At 34.1% G+C, this 23124-nt stretch carries 17 protein-coding genes; 6 read left to right on the forward strand and 11 right to left on the reverse strand.

The annotated features are described in order from the left end of the window. Positions 1–284 precede the first annotated feature (284 nt). The gene (locus H600_RS22965; RefSeq protein ID WP_157509945.1) at positions 285–461 is read right to left on the reverse strand and encodes a hypothetical protein; all 177 of its coding nucleotides are present in this window, start codon (positions 459–461) and stop codon (positions 285–287) included. A gap of 602 nt (positions 462–1063) precedes the next feature. Between H600_RS22965 and H600_RS0116725 the strand changes: the two genes are divergently transcribed. Continuing rightward, complete coding sequence (locus H600_RS0116725; protein WP_026729863.1) at positions 1064–1855, forward strand: alpha/beta hydrolase; 792 nt, start codon at positions 1064–1066, stop codon at positions 1853–1855. Here the strand turns inward: H600_RS0116725 and H600_RS0116730 are convergent. Next, positions 1848–3821 (reverse strand): sigma 54-interacting response regulator, encoded by a 1974-nt coding sequence (locus H600_RS0116730; protein ID WP_051234455.1) that lies wholly within the window; start codon positions 3819–3821, stop codon positions 1848–1850. The two genes, H600_RS0116725 and H600_RS0116730, sit on opposite strands and share 8 nt — an antisense overlap. 195 nt (positions 3822–4016) lie before the next feature. On the opposite strand from H600_RS0116730, the gene H600_RS0116735 reads away from it, so the two are divergent. From H600_RS0116735 to H600_RS0116755, 5 genes are all read left to right on the forward strand, one after another. Then, complete coding sequence (locus tag H600_RS0116735; protein WP_026729865.1) at positions 4017–6452, forward strand: sensor histidine kinase; 2436 nt, start codon at positions 4017–4019, stop codon at positions 6450–6452. Between the two features lie 153 nt (positions 6453–6605). Beyond that, positions 6606–7349, forward strand: a complete 744-nt coding sequence (locus H600_RS0116740) for a hypothetical protein (RefSeq protein WP_026729866.1) — start codon at positions 6606–6608, stop codon at positions 7347–7349. Positions 7350–7444: 95 nt separating this feature from the next. After that, positions 7445–7984 carry a hydrolase gene (locus tag H600_RS0116745; protein ID WP_026729867.1) on the forward strand — a complete coding sequence of 180 codons (540 nt, stop codon included), beginning with the start codon at positions 7445–7447 and terminating at the stop codon, positions 7982–7984. Positions 7985–7990: 6 nt separating this feature from the next. Beyond that, positions 7991–8761: an alpha/beta hydrolase gene (locus tag H600_RS0116750; RefSeq protein WP_026729868.1), complete on the forward strand. Its 771-nt coding sequence runs from the start codon at positions 7991–7993 to the stop codon at positions 8759–8761. Positions 8762–8891: 130 nt separating this feature from the next. Continuing rightward, positions 8892–9248, forward strand: a complete 357-nt coding sequence (locus H600_RS0116755) for a hypothetical protein (RefSeq protein WP_026729869.1) — start codon at positions 8892–8894, stop codon at positions 9246–9248. Here H600_RS0116755 and H600_RS23240 read toward each other — a convergent pair. The 9 genes from H600_RS23240 to H600_RS0116805 form a co-directional block, all read right to left on the reverse strand. Then, entirely contained in the window at positions 9245–9373 is a 129-nt protein-coding gene (locus tag H600_RS23240) for a hypothetical protein (RefSeq protein WP_280648329.1), read from the reverse strand. The genes H600_RS0116755 and H600_RS23240 overlap by 4 nt on opposite strands. A 30-nt stretch (positions 9374–9403) precedes the next feature. Next, complete coding sequence (locus H600_RS0116765) at positions 9404–11419, reverse strand: DUF2264 domain-containing protein (protein ID WP_026729870.1); 2016 nt, start codon at positions 11417–11419, stop codon at positions 9404–9406. A 65-nt stretch (positions 11420–11484) separates the two neighbouring features. Further along, entirely contained in the window at positions 11485–12510 is a 1026-nt protein-coding gene (locus H600_RS0116770) for a glycoside hydrolase family 43 protein (protein WP_035108760.1), read from the reverse strand. Between the two features lie 73 nt (positions 12511–12583). Next, the gene (locus H600_RS22230) at positions 12584–13711 is read right to left on the reverse strand and encodes a glycoside hydrolase family 43 protein (RefSeq protein ID WP_051234456.1); all 1128 of its coding nucleotides are present in this window, start codon (positions 13709–13711) and stop codon (positions 12584–12586) included. Position 13712: 1 nt separating this feature from the next. Next, on the reverse strand, positions 13713–14567 hold the full coding sequence (locus H600_RS0116780) for a glycoside hydrolase family 16 protein (protein WP_035108727.1): 855 nt from the start codon (positions 14565–14567) through the stop codon (positions 13713–13715). Positions 14568–14865: 298 nt separating this feature from the next. Then, on the reverse strand, positions 14866–16848 hold the full coding sequence (locus H600_RS0116790; protein WP_026729873.1) for a RagB/SusD family nutrient uptake outer membrane protein: 1983 nt from the start codon (positions 16846–16848) through the stop codon (positions 14866–14868). Between the two features lie 14 nt (positions 16849–16862). Then, the gene (locus tag H600_RS0116795; protein WP_026729874.1) at positions 16863–20195 is read right to left on the reverse strand and encodes a SusC/RagA family TonB-linked outer membrane protein; all 3333 of its coding nucleotides are present in this window, start codon (positions 20193–20195) and stop codon (positions 16863–16865) included. Positions 20196–20629: 434 nt separating this feature from the next. Then, a complete protein-coding gene (locus H600_RS0116800; protein ID WP_051234457.1) occupies positions 20630–21784 on the reverse strand; it encodes a glycoside hydrolase family 88/105 protein in 1155 nt (384 codons plus the stop codon). Between the two features lie 25 nt (positions 21785–21809). Further along, positions 21810–23051, reverse strand: coding sequence for a DUF2264 domain-containing protein (locus H600_RS0116805; protein WP_026729876.1), 1242 nt, complete (start codon positions 23049–23051; stop codon positions 21810–21812). Positions 23052–23124 lie beyond the last annotated feature (73 nt).

Raw genomic sequence — 23124 nt, forward strand, 5'->3', positions numbered from 1 at the left:
GCAAAACTAAAACTTCTTTTTGTTTCTCGCAAGAAAAACTTGAAATTTTTTGAAACTTTTTTTTCGCCTCATTTTCCAAACTTTCCTTCCAATCTCTCAATGAACTTTTCCGTGTTTTGCGGGGTGCAAATGTAAAAGCTTCTTTCGAATCTCGCAAGCTTTTTTCAAACTTTTTTTTCGAGAATTTCTTCCCTTTCAGTCCTTGTTGCCTGCCAGTATTTCAGTGAACGCCTTCGCTGTTGCGGGTGCAAAAGTACACAACAATTCCAGTTGCGCAAGCTTTTTTATGGAGTTTTTTTTAATCTTTTTCCAATCTTTTTCTTAACTCGCTGACAACGCAATATTTGCATTTTTATTTTTCTTTGACACATATAAGATTTTTCCTCTTTCCATCGTTTTTTTTTCAGTTTTACCGACTTGAGCCTTGATGCTTTTGCGGAGTTTTCAGCTTTTACAGACATTCTTCCTTCATTTTTTAAGGCTTTGGGTCAGTCTCTGCCCAGAGGCTAGTCCTCAAAAACGCTCCCTTAGCCCCGACAGCAACCGAAATTCTTTTGCTGTTTTCTTAAAAAGCAAAAGATTGCTTCCTCAGTTCGCTATCTGCCTGAAGCGAATTGAGCGAAATTGCTCTTTACTATAATCCCAATTTCCGAAAGTCCGAATCCCAGATTCCAAAATCCAGATTGCTTTGTCCTCTCTTAAAGCTTAATGTTTACTCTTTAATATATAATATGTATATATAAAATTTCAGCAGAATGGCACTTCCACTCTGCTAAACTTAAAATCAGTCTATACTTTTATACATAATATGACACTCCTTTATAAGTAAACAAAAAACAAACTGTATATTATAGTAAAGAATAATCTATTACTGTTTACTCATTATGATATTTCAATAATTAGAACATCTTTTTAACGATATATAATGAATCAAAAGTTACTTAATACACAAAACTAACTCATAATCAATATTTTACATAAAAGGCATTTCTTTTGTTTTAAAATATCTAAAGATTAAACAAAATAAAAGTGCTTTTCTGGATAATCTTAAACCAATGTATTTATGTATTTATCTCACAAAAAAACCATTGTATTTATTACAGGAGCATTTGTAAGCCATTCCTCTTGGGAAGAATGGATTATTTATTTTGAAAACAAAGGATACAAAGTAGTAGCGCCACCGTGGGTTAACAAAAACGAAACGTCCGAAAATTTAAGAAGCGAGCATCCCAACTCAAAAATTGCGTTGGTGTCATTAAATAGTTTAATGGATTATTATACCGAAATCATTGGAAAACTTCCAGAAAAACCAATTTTGATAGGCCACTCCTACGGGGGACTGTTGGTACAATTATTAATTCAGAAAGAAATAGGCTCTGCAGGCATTTGCATAAATTCACTTCCACCGAAGAATATAAGCATTTTTAGTTTTTCATTCTATAAAACAATTTGGAAACCGCTAAGTTTTTTTTCGCCAATAGAAAAGACTTATTTAATGCCTTTCAAAAAGTGGCAGCACTTATTTACTAACAAAATGTCATTTGAAGAACAAAAAAACAGCTACGAAAAATTTATAATTCCCGAGTCTAAAAAGGTATTGCGCGATATTTTTTTTAATGGCGCAAAAATTGATTTCAAAAAAAGCCACAATCCCCTTTTATTTTTATCTGGTTCTGCAGATAATTTTTCTACAGTTTCAATGCAGTATTCAAATTTTAAAAACTATAAAAATCTTCATTCCGTAACTTCTTACAAAAGATTTGAAGACAAAAATCATTTTGCAATTGGCCAAGAAAACTGGAAGAATATAGCAGAATATATTGCGAACTGGCTGGAAAAGGAATCTCTTAACTAATTTCTCTTTTTATTTCAAGTTTTTTTATTTTAGAATTCAAAGTTGAAGGATGAATATCCAGAATTTCAGCGGCTCCTCCTGCGCCAGATATCTTTCCATTACATTTTTTTAGGATATAAAGAATATAATCTCTTTCGTTTTCTAAAATTGTTTTGATCGAAAAAGTTTCAGCCGGTTGCTCTGGATGCATTTTAGACGATGTTGAAAGCTCAATTTCTTTTATTGAATTTCCGTCTGTCAACAAAATGGCACGTTGTATTACATGCTCAAGTTCTCTGATATTTCCCGGCCAATTATAATTCATGATTTGCTGCAAAGCAAAATCAGCAAGAATTGGCGCTTTTCTCCCCATCTTTTCGCTATATATTTTTATAAAGTGATTTGCTAAATCTGGAATATCCTCTTTTCGTTTTTTTAATGACGGAACAATAATCGGAAAAACGTGCAAACGATAATATAAGTCCATTCTAAATCTTCCTGCAGCAACTTCTTCTTCTAAATTTTTATTAGTCGCAGCAATAATTCTAACATCTATTTTTAGAGGAGATGCACCTCCAACTCGCTCGATCTCTCTTTCTTGAAGAACACGCAATAGTTTCACTTGAAGTTCTAAAGACATCTCTCCTATTTCATCTAAAAAAACGGTACCTCCATCTGCCAATTCAAATTTGCCGATTCTTTTGTCCATAGCGCCGGTAAAAGCTCCTTTTTCATGACCAAAAAGCAAAGATTCTGCAAGATTTTCAGGAATAGCACCACAATTAATGATAACTAAAGGTTTTTCTTTTCTTGGTGATAAAGCATGTATACTTTGCGCGATTTTTTCTTTTCCTGTCCCACTTTCACCTAAAACCAAAACGGAAGTATCTGACGGCGCTACTTTCCGTATATAATTAAAAACTGAAATCATTTGGGAACTATTCCCAATGATTCCTTCAAATCCTCCTGCAACATTTTCAGATTTTATGTTTTTGATTTCTGCTTTTTCAGTGGACAAGCTAAAATCATTTTTTGAATAAATTTTGTTGATAAACTGAGAAAAAGTATGTTCAAGCGAATTAAGCAGTTTTAAGTTTTCTTGCGAATAAATATTCAGATTTCGGCTGTAGAAAGTAAAATGATAATTTTGAATCGTTGCAATCGAAATAGGAAAAACCAAATACGATTTAATTCCGAAATTATGTGAAATAAGCGCCTTTATTGGCGCATCTTGAAAATTATTGATTAATGCTTCTTCACTATAAATAATTGGTTTCTTGTCAATTTTTGATTTTCTATAAGTATCATTTATTTCTTTTTCAGAGACTGTCGCAATCTGCGAGAGCTTTTCGGGTTTAATAATTTGATACAGATCGATGTTTTTCCGAATAATTCCTAGATTATCGTAGTGTGTTGAAGTGACAAAACCTGCCTCTAAGTAATCAAATGCAATATAAGTTTGGATTATTTTACCAAAAGCTAGCAACGCGTCTTCTCTTTTAAGGTTTGAATTTATGATTTCTGTAATTCCTTTTTGAAGTTGAAATTGCTGCATCAACTGGGATTCTAAGCTGTATTGCTGACGATAAAATGCAATTTCCAAAGTTGTTAAAACATCCTGATCTCGAAACGGTTTTACGATAAATCCGTAAGGATGAGTCGTTTTTGCCTGATCTAAAATACTTTTACTCGAATTCGCCGAAATAAATATAAAGCCGATATGTTTTTCTTTCAGATAATGAGCTAGTTCTATTCCGTTTCGATTACCTTTCAACATAATATCTAAAAAAACCAAATCGGGTTTGTTAATCTGAATTTGTTCTAAAGCCTGTTCGACAGATCGTACAATTCCGGTAACTTCATAATTTGCTTTTTCAAGGATTAATTGCAAATCGTGTGCTTCAATAAATTGATCTTCTACAATTAAAATTCGTTTTTTTAAAACTGAAGAAACAGCTTCATATCCGTTATCGGCAGACTTTTTCATAAGTGAGTAAATTTTACACTTAATTAATTGATACAAAAATAGTTAATAATTATAGTTAAAATAACCATTTGCCAAAAATAGATAAATAAAAATCATATTTAATACTAATTTTCATATAATTTTTCAACAATAGAAAGTTCATGCTAATTATATTTGTTAATCCAAAACTTACTAAAATTTTAATTTTGATAAACCATGAAGCGACTATATCCATTTTGTTTGCTATTCTTTATTACAATTAATTCATTAGCACAAAATCATCCGGCTACAGTTCATTATGATTTGAAAAAGAAACGTTTATTAATTTATACTTGTTCCAGTTATTTATACAACTCTAATCAAGGTCAAATCGATGCCGACAGCGCTGTAGTCTTAGCCTGCAAAGCTTACAAACTTCCTGTTTCACTAGCTTACGACGAAGGTTTCAATGATGGTACTTTTTTAATTGGAAATGAAGCAATTACAAGAGGAGACATTACTGCTGCCAAACAACTTTTTGCAAAATCTAAAGAGGTCAACAAAATAAAACTAGCGTTGCAGTTAGGAAGCTTTTATTTATTTAAACCTTTTTCAAAACCTGATGATATTTCAAATGCAAATCTTTACATAAATGAAGCTATAAAAATCAGTAATCAATTAAAAATACAAAAGTGGCAGCACCAGAGTTTATTACTTCTTGGAAAATTCTATTTCCAAATTAACAATTATCCAGAAAGCAAAAAATGCTTTTTGAAAGTTGTGAATGAACTCAGAAAACAAAACAATAAAGCCCTGTTAGCAGATGCTTTAAACGAGCAAGCTACCTATCAATATGACCTGGATCCAGAAAAAGAAAAAATTCTAAAAGAAGCTGAAGCCTTATACCTAGCCCTAGGCAATAATGCGAAAAGAATTGAAGTGAAAATGAGAATTTGCACTATTTATTTTTGGCACGGAAAAATTAATGATGCAAAAAAAATACTTTATCAAAACATTGCGACCATGCGCAAAATTGGTTTTAAGCAACAGCAATATTCCGAAACCACAATTGCATATATAGAAGCTGTTCAATATAATTTAAAAAGTGCCTTATATTATGCTCTTAAAAGTGTCGAAAGCATGGAAACGACAAATGATTATACGTTTGCCGATATTTTTTATATGCGATTGGGCTTAGTGTATTTGCAAATGGGCCATTATGATGATGCCCTAAGAACGGCTGAAAAAAGTATTAAATATGGACAAAAGAGTTTTAATAGTGGAAGCTGGTACAAAAGCTTTATAACTGCAACGGCATCTTTGTCGATGAAAGGAAAAAATAAGGAGGCGATTGAATACATGAATTCTATAACGAGTAATTATCCGCCACCAAATAGTTTTGATAATATGCTAATGAATTTTGCGTATGCAAATTGCTACGCTCGAATTAAAAATTATGCTACAGCCGAAAAATATTTCATAAAAACAGGCGAAGCTGCTGACGCTTTAGATTCGCCTCTAACTTATCGCGATGTTTGCAACAGTTATTCGTCTATAGCTCTGTTTTATGCGAATCGAAACAATCTGAAGAAAACAAAACTTTATATTGACAAAATTGTAGTGGCTTCAAAGAAATACAACAAAACCTATAATTCAGAAGCATTACAGATGTCTTTATACAAAATAGATTCGCTAAATGGTGATTTTAAATCAGCCTTGGCGCATCATAAATTGTACAAAAAATTAAGCGATTCTCTTTTGGATTATGCTAAAAACAAACAAATAGAAGAACTTAGAATTCAGTATGAAACTGTAAACAAGGAACAAAAAATTAAACTATTAAATAAAGAAACTGATCTGCAGGAAAACGCATTGAAAAAATCAAAACTGTTAAACACTTTATCTATTTGGAGCTTGATTTTATTGGTTTTAATAATCGCATTATTATACAACCGCTACCGATTGAAGCAACGAAATAATGCAGAATTAGAGGCAAAAGAAAAGGAAATCAATCAAAAAAACATCAATTTAAAACATTTGCTTGATGAAAAAGAATGGCTTTTAAAAGAGATCCATCATCGCGTTAAAAACAATCTTCAAACTGTAATAAGTCTTTTAAATTCACAATCGGCGTATTTGGAGAATGATATGGCATTATCTGCGATTAAAAACAGTCAGCATCGCATCCATTCAATGTCATTAATTCATCAGAAGCTCTATAATTCTGAAAATATTTCGACAATTAACATGCCCAATTACATCAAGGAATTGATTGAATATTTAAGAGAATCTTTCTCACTTGGGCAAAGAATTCGTTTTGAATTAAAAATTGATCCGCTCGAATTAGATGTTGCGCAGGCGGTACCGCTTGGACTAATTCTGAATGAATCCATCACCAATTCAATCAAATATGCTTTTCCAGAAGATCGAACGGGAATGATTTATGTCACGCTTGAAGCTACTTCTCAAAATAAATATTTATTGACTATTTCTGATAATGGAGTTGGTTTTGACACCACTATCAGCGCCAAGAAAATAAATTCATTTGGATTAAGTTTAATAAAAGGCTTAAGTGATGACTTGGATGCCGATTATTCTATCGAAAATAAAAATGGAACCATTATTAAAATTGAGTTTTCAAAAGAATTTTCAATAAATGAAAAAAGACGATAATTGATTTGACGAAATCTCACTAATCAAAATCTGTTTAGCGAAATATAGCGCTTTTAAACCCGAAAAAAACGCTAAACCTTTATCAACAGACACTTTATTGACATGGCATGTAAATTGGTTTATGAAGAGAGTTAACTCTTAAAACCATTTATAATGAAAAAATCAATATTACTATTAATCGTTCTGTTTTTAAATTATAGTGCTGTAAAAGCCTGTGACAAATGCAGCACATACAATAATGCCGATTTCAAAATAAAATCGGCTACCATAGCTCATAAAGCAGATTTAGGGATTACGGTTTGGGATATTAAAGTCGAAGGAACTGCAGGAAATACGACACCTAAAGCAGTTGGACAATTAAATGGTGCTCCAGTTTTGGCATATGTTTTCCCAACTACTTTAAAATCTTCTGATATTGGTTTTGGTCAAGTCGAAGGAATTGTGGCGCTTGCGCTAACTTCTCACCCAGATTTTGAAGATACGCCACTATGGGATGAAAATTTTGATGGAAATTATCTTAATGACGGTATCGTTTGGCATGCGCATTGGGTTTTATTAGTTGAAGACAAACGCGTTGCCGGCGGGCTTTCGGTTAAAGAATTTACAAAAGGAGATCCAAATGTGGTTTTGCCTCCAACAAATCCAGGAATGGCAATGTATATGGATAGTCCAGGATTTAATATTGTTTCGAAAGGAAATTCTATAAAAGTAATTGTACCCGATTTTAGAATCAACAACAAAACCGATTTCAAATTTGATGCTGTAAGTTGTTACATGGAAGTGAGTACAGGAGCAGGTGGCTCTCACGATTCTGAAGGAACAAAACCTATGCTTGGGGTTTATAAAGTTTATACCGTTGCTAGCGGCAATCTTTCATTACCTTATTCTGTAAAATAAAAATTCATTTACTAAAGATCAAAAACATAAAAAGCTGTTATAAAAGATCTTGCATGCAAAATTTGTAAATTTAACATTCATTAAATCAAATAATTATGCTTGTTCAAGAAACCACTGGGTTAATAGTAATTGATGTTCAAGGCAAACTTGCTCGAATTGTTCATGAAAGTGAAAAACTAACATTAAATCTGGAAAAACTTATTCGAGGTTGCCAAATATTGTCAATTCCGATTATCTGGGCAGAACAAAATCCGAAAGGACTTGGTTCTACAATAGCTAAAATAGAAAAATTATTGATTGGTCAAAAACCAATAGAAAAATACTCTTTCAATGCTTTTGATAATGAAACTTTTAAAAATGCAATTATTGATTCGGGCAAAAAACAATGGTTAATCTGTGGTATTGAAGCTCATATATGCGTTTATCAAACTGCCATGGGACTATTATTAAACAATTTTGAAATTGAAATCGTAACTGATTGTGTCTCTTCTCGCTCAAAAGAAAGTATTGATGTTGCATTAAATAAATTACAAAATAAAGGCGCCAGATTAACAAATATTGAAATGTGTCTTTATGAACTTATTAAAGATTCCAGAAAAGAAGTATTCAAAGAAATTCTAACATTAATCAAATAAATAATCATGTCAAAATCAAAAACAATTGTACTTATTCACGGAAATTTTGTAAACGACAACACATGGACGGAATGGAAAAAGTACTACGAACAAAAAGGATATAAGGTTTATACGCCTGCAAATCCTGGACACGACGGAGCTCCATCTGACCTGAGAGCTAAAGTTCATCCCTCCCTAATAGAAACAGGCTTTATAGATATTGTAAATAATATCAGCACACTAATCAATACATTACCCGAAAAACCTTTAGTTATAGGTCATTCGATGGCAGGTATGGCGGTACTAAAATTAATAGAATTAGGAAAAGCTATAGCTGGTGTGACCATTGACGGCGCACCGCCAAAAAATGTTTTTCCGCCTTTTCAAACTTTAAAAACGGTATTGCCTGCTTTCGGATTTTTTTCTTCAAAAAAATATTTCATGGGAAGCCGTGAATGGTACGATTACGCTTTTTTTAATACGATTACCGATTCTGAAAAACGAAATGCTTTTGAAAAATTTGCCGTACCAGAAAGTTACAAGGTAAGTCGTGAATTAGTATTGAATTCTTTTTCGAATATTGATTTCAAAAAAGCGCATGAACCCATTCTTTTTATTGGTGGCGGAAGCGATAATATTTTCCCTCCTAATCTTACCGAAACTATCGCACGCAAGTATAGAAACAGCACTGGCCGTGTTGATCTTAAAATATTTGAGGGCAAAAGTCATTTTATTTGTGGAGAACCCGGCTGGGAAACTGTAGCTGATTATATTTTAAATTGGTATGAAGCGTTATAAAATAGTTTTTTTTGAATTCAATAAACAACTATTAATATCGTGATATCTTTTATATTTGCCCGAAACACTACAATGCATTCTGCCGGAATTCGCGTTAAAAAAAGTGTTAACAAATGCAAGACTATTATAAATGACAGTACAAGATTTAATAGGCAAATATGCTGTTTCGGGCAGTAATCAAGAAGCAAATAATGAAATTAGTTATAAAGGTATTTTGACTTTATCATTAGATACCAATAACCGAATTATAGCCAATTGGCTTATCAACAATCACAAACAAAAAGGAACAGGCTTCTTTAAGGATAATATTTTGGTTATCAATTTTAATTACAAAGACGATGACCGCAAAACCTATAAAGGTGTCGCTGTTTACCGATGTATTACAAAAGATGTTTTGGAAGGTTTTTGGTCCGAAAAACATGGAGATCCGCTTTATCTTGGAACAGAACATTGCTTAAGAATGGAAAGTACAGAACCGCTCAACTAAATCATTTTTTCTTTGGCATAAAACCCTTGAAGTCTAAAATAATTCCAATTGATTATTCGCTCAGAAAACCACAATCGAACTTGTCCATAATGCAATGGAAGATCGGCCGTAGCTGAGCGTTTCATTTGTTAGAATTAGATTTAGAAAATTAGCGATTAATTTTTGTTGTAATCTATAATCGTCTTTTTTCCGTTTTTAAAATCTACTATAATTGTTCCATTTCCCTGTTCCAAAACTTTTATTGGAACAAGTTCTTTATTATTCCACTTTTCACCTGATTTTTTCCAGAGCATCAAAGTTGCATATACAGTCGATTTATTGGAGTCAGAATTTGCTGTGACATTGATTACCGTACTTTCATTGCTTTCTGGATGCAATCCTTTTGCATTCACGATTTCAGAGGCACTCCATCCTAAAAGTGGCACCATTGCCAATTGATATTTTCCGTTATCAATAATTGTAACTTCTTTACCTTCAACCGTCTTTTTAGTTGTAATAATTTCTTTGTCTAATTTTGGAAGCGCATAATGTCCTAAACGCATTGAAATTCGCTTGTCGCTGTTGTTTTTGTCGACTCTCAAAATTCCGTTTGGCAAGGGAATATCTGCTAAATTAAAAGCAATATTTTCATCAGTTTCTAAAACTACATTTCGATAATAAACACCATTTTCAAACTTTTTAAAAGTAAATAATCTAAAAGCTTCCCACTGATTTTTTTTATTTTTTATAAGATAGTTCATTGCTACTTCTCCATTATCACCATCGGCTTGCCAAGGAAAAGCACTACTGTAAGATAATCTGTTGTAGTTTTCTGTTGATCTGAATTTTTGCCAATCGCTGCTCACTTTTTCATGACACCAAGCTCGTACTTCAGAAGCGCCAATATTAGGATAATCTGTAATCAAGATTTGCGAATCGCCTTGATATTTATTGTAAACTTCGTCTTTTTTGAATTTGGTTTCCCAATCTCCATTATTCTCTTTGCTTGTCCAAAAAGGATTATTGTCTGGAACCAATAAACCTAAAAAGACTTTTCCCATCCAATAAACACTTCCTCTACAGCTGTAATTTTGAACAGCCGGCTCAAATTCGCCATAAAAACCAAGTGTCGGCACATTATCTTTCATAAAATCAGGATGCGTCAAAAACTGCTTAATAACACCTGATGAAATTCGGCGCATCCATCCATAATTTGTATTTTGATCGTTATAGAAGCCCATTAGAGGAAAAGGAACAACAGCACCAGTACGATAACTGATACTTCTTCCCCACATAATCATCTCTCCATTTTTACTAAACAAATCTGGATAATTATCTTTTAAATCATTAAAATTGGATGCAAACTTGGCAGCATATTCGGGATAATATTTTTTTCCAAAAAACTCGGACCAAATCGTACCGTACATCTGGAAAGCCCACATACTGTAATAGTCATAAGCAGGACTGTCATTGTACCAGCCATTTCCGCGATAATGTTTCAGAGATTTTTCGATATATTCTACAAGTAATTTTTCATTTACACTATAACCTTGGTCTTTAAAGAAACTCAATACAAAAATATTGAAGAATTTCCAGTTGGAGTCTACTGTTGGGCCGTCACCATAACTTAACATTATTTTTGCCAAATCATCCTTTTGAGTTTGAGGGAGCGGTTTCCATAAAACATCTGGATTGGTCATAAGTGAAAGTGCCAAAGCGCCAAATTCAACTAATTTTTGACTTGGCCCGCCATTTTTAGCTCGAGGTTCAATATATGAAGAGCTTTGGGGATCAGTTAGTTTTCCTATTTGATATCTATAATAATCTGCAACTTTAATGTTGTTTATTACTAAAGACGGATTTTCCTTTAATAAAGGTGAAGCAATAAACAAAGTTCTGCAAAGACCCTCCAATTTTTCAGTAGGAACTTGGCTTTCATTTGCCGGATAACTTTTTCCTTTTTGTTTTGGAAATTTCATATAATCATCCAAAGTATGAACGTAGCTAAAAGCACCCTCTAACAAATAAAGTGCAGCATCTTTCCAATGCTGTTTTGTCATTCCTGTATATGGACTGATTTTGTGATTTGGATTTTTTAGTTGCCATATATTAGTGTTGCTTTTATTTTCCTGTGAAAATATAGAGACACTATAGATACTCACTAAGAAGAAAAATGCTCTGATTTTATTCATCTTTTTTATTTTTTTGCGATCGCTTGAATCTGAATTGTATTTTTATTTAAACTCAACAAATTATTTTATGGCAAATAAGGTTTTACGACCACTAATTTATCACCAGACAAATCAACTTCAAAAAATTTCGGAATTCGAATCGTTTTTCCTTCTACTTTTTTGTGGCTGTGTACCGACATCAACCATTTGCCATCAAATGTTTTAAACAACATCCCGTGACCAAAATTTGGTGGTGTAATAGGATTTTTTTCCTGAATCCATGGTCCGTCTAAAGTGCCACTTTTAGAATAGGCTACTCCTTGGGTATAAACATCATAAATCCAGCTCGTCCAAATCATTCCTAAACGTCCAGAGCCTGTCTTAAACAAATATGGACCATCTGTCACTTTGTTTGGTTTATCATTTCCATTTTTATCCTTTTCCCTGCTCCACGGTGAGTCGCTCGCTTTAAAAAGTAATTTCGCTTCTCCTATCGAGCCGCTTAAATCTGGTTTAAGCTCAATTTTTTCGATAGTACCGTTACCATTTTGCAACCATTCGTAACAATAAATCATATAAGGTTTTCCATCCTTGTCAACCCAAAATGTGCCATCTAGTGTTGGCTTGTTTTCTGGTAAATATACCTCGTCTTTCATTGGCACATATGGCCCTTGAGCATTATCGCTAACCAAAATATGACTTGCTCGGCGTTCAATATCAATACCATCAACTTTATCTATTATTTTGCCTCTATTTGTAAAAGTGGCGAAATAGTAATATTTATTTTTATAGAGATGAAATTCTGCTGCCCAAATCATTGGATTTGGTCCCATCCAAGAATTTGGGTTTGTTTCTGCAATATCATACGGGCCGTTCCATAATTTCAAATCTTTGCTCTTCCAGAGCAAACCACCTGTACCAGTCATATAATACATATTTGTTTTCTTGTCTGCTAAAATGGCTGGATCGCTTAATCTAATTGAGTCTAAAGGGATAGCTTCTTTTATAGCTCTCTTTTTTTGCGCATTTACTGCTGAAAAAAATATAAAAGATATAACTATGAAAAAAACAGAAAGTGACTTCTGTTTAAAATAATTTTGCTGTGTTTTCATTTTCATATTTTTGGGAATGAAGTATTTAGTTTGGAAATTCAATAATTTAAAGATACTGACAAGTATTTTATTTTTATAGTTTTTCTGCAAAAGCATTTAAATTCCATTTTTCTGCCCACTTTAAAATCGGTTTTTCATTTGCAAATTTTATTGGCAACCAAATATAACTTCCATCAATAGGATTTTCAGGTTTCCAGCGATCAGCCATAAAAATAAATTGCTCTTTTTTTCCTTGGATTGGAAAAATGTAAGTGCTTTGCGAATGGAATGTCAATGCTGCATCTTCACCCACACATGGGTTTCCAAGTGATTTCCATGGTCCTAAAACAGAGTTCGCTGAAAACGAACGCGCTTCATTTGGATCCCAACCTGTACATCCTGAAGTTATCATATAATAAATTCCATTTTTTTTGAAAACTGCTGGCGCTTCATTATGTCCGGCAGGCGCCATTCGTGTCCATTTTTCTGTAAAATCCAAATAATCGTCTGTTAATTCTGAAATATGAAGCGTCAAATTATCTTCTGAAGAATGAATCAAATAGGCTTTATTATTATCATCTACATAAACTGTCATGTCTCTTGACATTTGCCCTTTTTCAAAATCACGGCGAACGAGCATTCCATTATCTACAGCGGTCAGCCATTCTGGAGTCCAAGATTTCAATTTACTTTCATCTGCTGAAGCAATTTTATTTTCATTTTTAAATCCGATTGGCCATACTCCTTTATTAGGACGATAGGATTTGTAAAATTTGAAAGGGCCTTTTGGAGAATCACTAATTGCTACCGCTGCTTTTGCTGCATTATAACCTTGATCCTTTAATTCCAAATGAAACCAAAGGATATATTTGCTCATTTTTTTATTGAAAATTACTTTTGGACGTTCCATAATGCATCCTTTAGTTATTTCCGAATTTGGATTTTCCTCCGCTTTTAAAACAATTCCTTCGTTTTTCCAATTGTACAAATCTTTAGAAGAATAGCAACTAAAACCAACTAAAGATGTATTTCCTGACTTGCCTTCTGTCTTATGTTCTCCATACCAATAGTAGACTCCATCGACAAAAAGAATCCCACCACCGTGAGCATTAATATGAACGCCATCAGTATCTTTCCATTGCTTTCCGGGTTCAAAATTTTTGTTTTGACTGTATATTATGGTGCATATAAAGCATATAATTATCGAATATTTTAATCTCATTTTAATTGTTTTTTTGATAAACTCTGATGTAATCTATTATGTATTTTGACGGAAGATTTTTTTCTGTAAATTCGCCACCATTTATTCCTCCCACGGCAAGATTCACTAACAAATAATGTGGTTGCTGAAATGGAAGTATTTTTTGATTTGGATTTTGATTGGCATCTTTCACACTAATTTCATTCAGCAATATATTATCGACAAACAATTTAATTGAATCAGCATCCCAATCCATTCTCCAAATGTGAAATTTGTTCGCCCAATCTGCATCTTTAAAATCGTTCAACTTTTTTGTTGCACTATCCCAAGCGACTTCCTTTCCTGATCTCCAAGCCGCGTTTGCCAAAATTTTTCCCGTATAGTATTCCATAATATCAATCTCTCCATTTGCAGGCCAGTTTCCTTCTATGCCCAAGGTCCAAAAGGCCGGCCACATTCCGTTTCCAACAGGAATTTTAGCCCGCATTTCGAATCGGCCATATTGCCAAGAATGCTTTCCTTGTGTGATTAAACATGAAGAAGACACTTTTATAGAATCTCTTTGTTTTCTCCAGTCGTGATGATTTTTAGAAATAAAATTCGGATTGTTTTTATTTTCTTTTTTGGCTTCAATAATCAAGAAACCATCTTTGCAGAATGCATTTTCTTTTTGATACCATTGATTTTCTTGGTTTCGAACAAAACCAGTTTCATAACTCCAATTTTTCTCATCTGGAGTTCCATCTTTTGAAAATTCATCATTCCAGACTAATTTGTATCCTCTATCCTTCAAAACCTTTTCGGCATTAGAGACAAACCCATAAACCACTATTAATAAAGTTGTTACAATTAAAAACCTTAAAAGGTAAAATTTCATTTTTATATATTTTTAGTGCTAATTGCTATTTACAAAGCGAAAAAGCATAATTCTATTTTTACTTATTTGATTTCAATAAAATCCTAGGCGCTATTTCAAATCCTGAAATACTACCATGAAAATTGATATTAAATTTTGTAATAATGAAAATAATCAGCTGTAGAAAAAGCAAAAGCAAATTTGCTGATTATTGTTGTTTCAATAAATGTTATAAATAACATCCCTGCTGTTTTCACAGCAGAGATAGTATTTATTTCCAAAACATGATACCTAAACGTAGTAGGTTAAAAACTTTAGATTATAGTTGGCTTTCATCTGCGACAGCATCTTGCCATTTATCCCAGACCTTAATGTTAGGATCATAACCATCATAACCAAAGTTTTGACTTAATTTACCTTTAATGTTTGCCGTTATAGCGCTATTCGGAATTGGCCAATAATTATTACGTTTGTCCATCGTGTAAAACTTGGTACCATTTGGAACTACAATTCCACTTGGGTATTTGTTGTATAGCGTATAATGTACAATACGTTGGTACCAGTAGCTGCCTCCGGCGGCATCAGTTCCTGATTGCTTGTCCCAATTAGCTTTATTATAGGTCTGCCCCCACTCATCAGGTCTTCCACTTAGTGCGAGACAGTGCGAGATGCGTTTTAGCTCGACATTTCTCCATTCTTCTAAATAAAGTTCTCTTCCTCTTTCTGCACAAATATCTCCAATTGTTACTTGGCCATACATTTGTGATGCACCTGCTCTGGCTCTTACAACATTTACATCCTGAGCTGCTCCACCAACATTCCCTTGATAAAAACGTGCTTCGGCTCTTAATAAATAGGTTTCAGCTAAACGATATAAGTACCAGTGTGCCTTACTTCCTGTACTTGCACCTTGAAAATCAGTTGCATTTGGATTCGTTTCATTTACAACATCATGCAAATAGATTTTATACAACGGAAAATCAAACCATTCGCGAAGTGTATCTTTTGACAACAAAGTGGTTCCGTTTCTCAATCTAAAATTTTGTTGATAGAAAGCAGAAGTTTTATCACTGTATTTTAGATCTTCCATATTTACCCAGTTACCAACAGTACTGTTATGTCTAAGATCTTGCTTGTCTTCAACGCCATTAACAACCCACATAGGATGTTGTGAGTAATAAGAAGCACTAATTGTTGCAATTCCGCGTCCTAAAGCTCTTGCATAATCATATTTAGCTTGGTAATTTGCATTATTTGAGGCAAAACGACCTGCAGCTTGTTTACCATCAGGCGTAGTAACAGTACCTGAGTTCCAGTTTGGACCAAAAATACGCATTGAAGCAAATGGCAAAAATGATTGTACGCCTCCATTCGGCATCACCATAATGGCTTCTCTGTTTCCAGCGATTATTTTATTTTCAGGTCGGTGCAAATCCCAAATTACGTTTCTGCTGATTGTCCATGTTGTTGGATTTCCTCCTGGATCAAAAGTTCCAAAAGTATTCTGCATTAAAGAATAACCCGATTGATTAATCAATATATCTGCCTGATTCTCTGCATCTTTAAATCTTCCAGAAGCCAAATAACATTTAATCAATAATTGACGGCATGCCCCTTTGTTTACTACTCCTAGATAAGGCAATTTTGATTGTTCTGGCACCCATTCTACTGCTTTTTCCATGTCAGCTGTGATCATTTCGATAATCGCTTCTTTTTTAGTAGAATAGTAACTCTGTTTTGGAACTTCCAATATTTTTGTAATCAACGGAATATCACCAAACTGATATACCAGATTAAGGTAACGGTAAGCTCTGTGAAAATAAGCCTGACCCATATATTTACGTTTAACCTCTTCACTCAAACTTTCTACCTTGTCAATATAAGTCAATACCGTATTAGCATGTTTGATACCTGAATAAGCTTCACCCCAATAAAATCCGAAATAAAAATCATCATTTGTTGCTGTTTTATAACTCATTGTAGGCACCATAGTATTGGCAAAATCAGCAATAGTACTGCTATTATCTGTTTTTCCATATTTTGCCATATCAGAAAAAACATATTCTGTGCCGATAGGCACACTGTTACCAGCATTATTGTAATGAATATAATTGTTACGCAATTGTTTGTCGGCACTAGCCAAAACTGCCTGTAGTCCAGATTCAGTGCTGAATGTAGTTTCCGGCTCGTAAAACGAAAGCGGGTCTGGCTCCAGAAAATCTTCTGAACAAGAAACCAAAAGAGTGGAAGCCACTACTAAAGGCGCAAGTATTGAAATTTTATTTTTTATATATCGTATCATTGTTGAATATTTTTTTAAAGTGAAACGTTGAATCCTAAATTAAACATTCTTGTAGCAAGACCTCCTGTTTCCGGATCACCATAATATTTCCATTCACCAGAAGCAGCCCATGTTGCAGCATTCTGAACGGAAGCATAAATTTTGAAATTTCTCACATGCAAACGATCAATAAGATCTTTAGGAAGTGAGTAAGCCAATGAAATATTGTCTAAACGAATAAAACTGCGATCGTATAATCTAGCAACTCCTGCACCTGCAGGTCCTCTTGCATCTAGACGTGCCCAATCGTTAGTTGGATTATCCAATGTCCAATATGGATTTACAAACGGATTGTAATTGTTTGTATATAAACTTCCATCATTATAATTATTCATATAACGGCTATCAAGTGATTTATGCCCCATATAAGAGTACATGTTGATTGCCAAATTCCAATTTTTGTAAATTCTGAATTCGTTGCGAAGCGACCAGTTGATTGGTGGCGTTGTCTGACCTATAAACTGTTTGTCTTTTTCATTATAAGTTGGTTTTCCATTTACATCATCAGCAGTGTAGCTGTTTTCGATTTTTGGATCTCCTGGACGTTGTCCGTATTTTGCAGCTTCTACAGCCTCATCTTTTTGCCAAATTCCGATTACCTTATAATCCCAGATTTGAGAAATTGGTCGGCCAATAAACCAATTGTTTGATTTATCATCTGCTTCTTTTCTTCCAATCACATTTCCGTTGGCATCTTTAATATCTTCCATATTGCCGTACAATGCATTAATGGTATTCTTGTTGTATGAGAAAGCAAACATCGTAGTCCATTCAAAATTTGGATTTTTAATATTTGTCGTATTAAGAGCAATCTCAATACCTTTGTTTTCAACCTCTCCAAGATTCGTTGCAATTGTAGCAAACCCAGTAAAATCAGGTAAACGCTGGCTCATGATCATATCATTGGTAACTGATTTGTAAACATCAATCGAACCGGTGATTCTGTCATTTAAGAAACCAAAGTCAAGACCAATATTCGTAGCAGTTGTTTTTTCCCATTGCAAATTAGGATTTGCCATACGATCTAATCCTAAATATTTCATATCAACAATGTTTCCTGATCCGTCAATGTACCCCATTGTTGCACCTGTACCTGAACTTAAGTTCGCTAAAGCCAAGTAAGGATCTGCAAGCGATCTATTTCCATTTTTACCCCAAGACAAACGTAATTTTCCACTGCTTAATGGCTCCCAATTCATCCATTTTTCATTTTTGAAATTCCATCCCAGAGCTGCAGAAGGGAAAGTTGCATAAGGATACAAAGCTCCAAAAGCGGAATATCCATCACGACGAACCGTTGCGGTTAACATATAACGATTATCAAACGAATAGAAAACTCTCGCCATTAAACCATCAGCCGTTTGATGTGAGTCGTATGATGTAAACGTACTGTTTGCAAGCGTTGCATTGGCAATATTATGAAAACCTAATGCATCTGAAGGCTGAATATTATTGGCATCAACACGATCTGACCACGTTTTCAAATCCTCAGCTTCCTGAACAAAAGTGGCAATGATGTGGTGTTTTTCAGCAAATGTATAATCCCATGTGATAGTATTATTCAAGTTCCAAGTAAAGTTCTTCCCATTTTCTCTATCTACCCCAATAGTAGCTGGATTCCAGCCTTTATGACCTGCTGATTGAAAATAACGATTGTAGAAAAATTGATAACGAGGAGCAGCATTAAATGAATATGTAATGCCATAAGGCAAAGTTACCTTTGTATTGAAAATGGTATTTAATACTGTATATCCTTTTTCAAGATCCATATATTGGCGGTCATAATAATAGTTATAGCCTCCAATAGTTGGTCCCATTGGCTGTCTTGCATAATCACCATTTGCTTCCTTAAAGTTAGAATACGGGCTGTTTCTTAACATATTCGCATCCCAGTAATTGGTTCCTACACCAACAGCGATATCTCCATCTGTACGATCCTGAAAATTAACGTTTGCTCCAAATTCCAGCCAATCTGTAATTTTTGCATCTACTTTCATATTCGCACGAACTGCAGCATAATCATTCCCTTGGATAGCACCTTCTGAATCTAAATATCCCAAAGACATATAATAATTTACTTTATCACTTGCTCCAGAAACACTTAAATTATTGTCATAGTTGATTCCTGTTCTGAAAGTACTGTTGTTCCAATCATGCGTTTTTCCGTCTACAAAATTCTTCAAAATTGTAGCATCGGTAATTCCTAAACGCAATCCCCAAACTTCAGTCAGACTTTTTCCTTGTATTTGCGCAGCTGGCTGATAGGCTAGCCATTGCGCCTGAGTAATTCCATACTGGCTTAATTGCGTTGGATTGCTATAATATCCCGGTTTATTCGCAGCTGTTCCGGTCACCCATGCCTCATAGTTTCCAGTTGCTGCATTGGTACCATACGTTTTAGCTGTTTCCCAGTCTTCACGATATTTAATATATCCTTCTGGAGAATACACATTACGATAAGCACTTTTATTTACAATCGTAGTATTTGTTGTAAGATTAATGATAGGCTTGCCTGTTTTTCCTTTTTTAGTAGAAATCACAATAACTCCGGCTGCGGCTTTAGATCCATAAACTGCTGTCGCAGATGCATCTTTTAAAACATCGATCTGACCAACATCATCTGGATTTATTTCTGAAAGCTCACCATAGAATTGCATTCCGTCTAAAATAATCAATGGAGAATTATGATTAGCGCCATCAGGGTTGTAAACAGAAGTTTGCCCACGAATCTGTAATGATCCCCCACCTTTTGCATCTGCTGAGTATCCAACCTTAAGACCTGGAACTCCTCTTAATAAATCCTGAACTGTTTGTGGATTTTGATTGGCTAATGCATCCGGTTTAACCTGAACAATTGCTCCTGTCAAATCGCTTTTTTTCATTTTACCATATCCCACTACTACAACTTCATTTAATGAAGATGCATTTTCTTTTAACTGAACCGTAACTGAAGACTTTCCTTTAACTTGGATTTCTTGAGTTATAAATCCCATATATGAAACCACCAATATTGCATTCTGGTCTCCTTTTAAACTAAACTTTCCGTCAAAATCGGTAATAGTGCTAATTTGTGTTCCTTTAATCGAAACCGTAGCACCCGGCAACGGCACTCCGTTTTGGTCCTTAACCTGTCCGTTTATTCCATCTTGTTGTTGACTTTTTTCCAGCGCATTTGTGCCAGAAGGCTCGCCTGCATATACCGGAATTTGAGATAAAGAAGCCATTACACAAAACAGCGCAAGTTTCTTTTTAAAATCAAATCCAGATACATAATCAGGAGTCTTCATCTTCCTAATAAAGTTTTTCATTTTTCTTGGTTGTAATTTTGGTTAAATAATTAGTTTGGTTTAAATCTCAGCCGAGAGAGAAAAATCATCTATAATTCTTTTGGGGAAAGATTTTATAAAATCCTTTATTCGTATTTCGACATTCAATTTGAGCTACAAATCTAGTAGAACAGTGTTGTTGTGAGGGGGGGATTTCTAATAATAAAAAAGGGTCAAAATAGTACAAGACCGCAAAAACACTAGGTTTTTAATATATTTCTAAAAAAAAGTCCATCAGAAATCAAAAATCAATAAATATATATTCTGTTTTTAACAAAGAGAATATTTAAAAGATGTTTAGTATTTTATATAAAGTTTAAAAGATTTCATTTTTTGAAAATCAAATTGGAGAAAAGAAAATCGGCTCAATTTCAATTCAGAAATCAAGCCGATTTAATTTGATTTTTTTATAAATGTTATTTCACAAAACGATACATTTCAGACGCCGCTAATAAAAAAGCCCCTACTCCAAAATCAGCTGTAGAGTTCTTATCTACAACTTGCCCTGGAATTGCTTTTTCGCCAATAGGCTGTACATAACCCAGAATTCCATCGGGTTGAAGCGCAAATGTGGTCAAATAATTCCATGATTTTTCAACCACTGGCAAATACGTCTTTTTATCTAAAATTCCATTGTTGATTCCCCACAAAAAACCATAAGTAAAAAAAGCCGTTCCGCTCGTTTCTGGTCCTGGTGCATGTTCTGGGTCTAAAATACTTCTTGTCCAATAACCTTCTTTCTGTTGTTCCACAGATAGTGCTTGCGCCATATCTCTAAAACGTTGAATATATTCCGCTCTATGTTTAGCCGATTTTGGCAAATCCTGAATAATTTTAGCATAACCTGCAAAAATCCAACCGTCACCCCTAGCCCAAAAATCTTTTTTTCCGTTTGCACTTTTATGTTTTGGATAAACATATTTGGCATCGCGGAAATATAATTTAGCCTCAGAATCATACATAATGCTGTCAGCATATTGCAAATAAGAATGTAGTTTTTCTAAATACATTTCATTGCCCGTAACTTTGTACAACTTGGTCATAACAGGCATTACCATATATAGTCCGTCAACCCACCACCAATAATCATTTGCCGGAGTACTCATTTCATATTCCATTACTTCGCGGGCACGAGCAATTTTTTTAGGATCTTTTTTTCCTGTCAAATTGTATAAATCAATATACGTCTGAAAGCAAATCTGCCAATCGCCAAACAATACATGTTTGTCAGTTTCTCCATAGTTGTATTTCCATTCTGATTTATCGTTTGATTTTGCGCCCATCCATTGGTTTTTTTCTGCCCAAGCCATTGAATAGTCACGATATTTTTTATTTTTAGTTACTTTATACGCTTCCATATTTCCAGTATGATAAGCCGATACGTGCCAAAAAGAATTTCCAGGTTCCGGATGCGTATTTTGCCAGCGATTATTTACTTGATCAATAATAGCTATAACTTCCTTTTTCGATTGTTTAATAGCCGATTCTTGTTTTCCAGCTGTACTTTTACAACTTACTGCAACAAATGAAACTGCTGCCAAGGCAATAAAAATTGATTTTTTAAAATACATAATTACAATAATATTAAGCGTTTAATTATTTTGAGGCGTGATCAATTGGAATTTCCTGACCCGACCATATTTTCTTTTGTGTCCAAGGCTGATAAGCGTCTGCCCAAAAAGGATCTGTAGCTGGCAAACCTAAAACCAAAAAGGCTTCTGAACACAAATACAAACTTCCTGTTGAAATATAGCCTTCTCCAATATTAGTCTGATGACCATATAATCCAATTTGAAGCCAACCGTTTTTATCAAAAGTATCTTTGGCATTTATCTGATTATTAATCATAAAATAAAGTGCCGAGCGAACTTGGGCCGGAGCGACTTCTTTGGGCAGTTCTTTCCAAAGTGCAATTTGTGACAGTAATTGAAATGCTCCAAAACGATACGCTAATGATCGTCCAATTGGCGGGTAAGTTCCATCAGGAGAAATCATTCTTTCTTGAATTGCGGCATAACGTCTAGCTCTGTTTAATTCTGTTTCAAAATCTTTTTTGTAATCGTTGTTTTTTTCTTTCAGCAAATCCAAAATATCCAATTGCATCGGGTGAATCACAAAACTGTTGTAATAATCCCAATGAAAATCTGGTCCGTCGCCATAAGTCCCGTCTCCCAAATACCACTTTTTATGTTCCGATAAAGCATAATTTAATCGATTTGCATCTTCATCTTTATCAAATTTGATGATTGCCGCTTCGACCATTCCAGCAAAAAGAAGCCAATTGCTTTTATAAGGCTCAATTACCCTAGTTGATTTTAAAGCTTTGATTACATTTTCTTTGGTTGCAGCATCAAGCGGTTCCCAAAGCTGTTTTGGAGCACGAAGCAAAGCTTGAGCAAAAAATGCGGCATCAACCAAAGGCTGTTTGTCTTTCACAAAATTCATGAAATCGGCAGCATTTGGATCAGTTGCGTTGTGAATTGATTTCTGTGCCAAAGCAATATATTTTGCTCTAAGTTTTCCTTCGGGTGTATTATCCGGCCCCAATTCCAACCAAGGCGCCATACCTGAAAGTGTTCTGCCAAAAGCTTCTAAATAAGTTACATGTTTTCGGTCGTCCCAAGCGCCTGGCGATCTTTCAACTGGCATCAATACTTTTAGCTGATTATTGCTTAAAGCAGTTAGTACAGGATCTCCAATTTTGATCAAAGAATTCACAAAAAACTCACGCACTTTTTCTGGAGAATCTTTTTCTGGTTTCTTTGATTGCGCATTTACGTTTATCATTGTAAAACAAACAAGTACAGTAAAAACAGTATTCTTTAAACGATGATTCATATTTTTCTTTTATTTTTATTTTAACGCTATACTCTTTCTTCTTTCCTCTTTCTTCTTTCCTCTTTCCTCTTTC

Source organism: Flavobacterium denitrificans DSM 15936, from assembly GCF_000425445.1.
Classification (GTDB): Bacteria; Bacteroidota; Bacteroidia; order Flavobacteriales; family Flavobacteriaceae; genus Flavobacterium; species Flavobacterium denitrificans.

Excerpts from the sequence above, each read along its gene's own strand:
- H600_RS23240 (WP_280648329.1), bottom strand. The coding sequence starts at position 9,373 with ATGAAACGCTCAGCTACGGCCGATCTTCCATTGCATTATGGACAAGTT.
- H600_RS0116725 (WP_026729863.1), top strand. The coding sequence starts at position 1,064 with ATGTATTTATCTCACAAAAAAACCATTGTATTTATTACAGGAGCATTT.
- H600_RS0116740 (WP_026729866.1), top strand. The coding sequence starts at position 6,606 with ATGAAAAAATCAATATTACTATTAATCGTTCTGTTTTTAAATTATAGT.
- H600_RS0116795 (WP_026729874.1), bottom strand. The coding sequence starts at position 20,195 with ATGAAAAACTTTATTAGGAAGATGAAGACTCCTGATTATGTATCTGGA.
- H600_RS0116735 (WP_026729865.1), top strand. The coding sequence starts at position 4,017 with ATGAAGCGACTATATCCATTTTGTTTGCTATTCTTTATTACAATTAAT.
- H600_RS0116755 (WP_026729869.1), top strand. The coding sequence starts at position 8,892 with ATGACAGTACAAGATTTAATAGGCAAATATGCTGTTTCGGGCAGTAAT.
- H600_RS0116800 (WP_051234457.1), bottom strand. The coding sequence starts at position 21,784 with ATGTATTTTAAAAAATCAATTTTTATTGCCTTGGCAGCAGTTTCATTT.
- H600_RS0116790 (WP_026729873.1), bottom strand. The coding sequence starts at position 16,848 with ATGATACGATATATAAAAAATAAAATTTCAATACTTGCGCCTTTAGTA.
- H600_RS0116730 (WP_051234455.1), bottom strand. The coding sequence starts at position 3,821 with ATGAAAAAGTCTGCCGATAACGGATATGAAGCTGTTTCTTCAGTTTTA.
- H600_RS22230 (WP_051234456.1), bottom strand. The coding sequence starts at position 13,711 with ATGAGATTAAAATATTCGATAATTATATGCTTTATATGCACCATAATA.
- H600_RS0116745 (WP_026729867.1), top strand. The coding sequence starts at position 7,445 with ATGCTTGTTCAAGAAACCACTGGGTTAATAGTAATTGATGTTCAAGGC.
- H600_RS0116750 (WP_026729868.1), top strand. The coding sequence starts at position 7,991 with ATGTCAAAATCAAAAACAATTGTACTTATTCACGGAAATTTTGTAAAC.
- H600_RS0116770 (WP_035108760.1), bottom strand. The coding sequence starts at position 12,510 with ATGAAAACACAGCAAAATTATTTTAAACAGAAGTCACTTTCTGTTTTT.
- H600_RS22965 (WP_157509945.1), bottom strand. The coding sequence starts at position 461 with ATGTCTGTAAAAGCTGAAAACTCCGCAAAAGCATCAAGGCTCAAGTCG.
- H600_RS0116805 (WP_026729876.1), bottom strand. The coding sequence starts at position 23,051 with ATGAATCATCGTTTAAAGAATACTGTTTTTACTGTACTTGTTTGTTTT.
- H600_RS0116780 (WP_035108727.1), bottom strand. The coding sequence starts at position 14,567 with ATGAAATTTTACCTTTTAAGGTTTTTAATTGTAACAACTTTATTAATA.
- H600_RS0116765 (WP_026729870.1), bottom strand. The coding sequence starts at position 11,419 with ATGAATAAAATCAGAGCATTTTTCTTCTTAGTGAGTATCTATAGTGTC.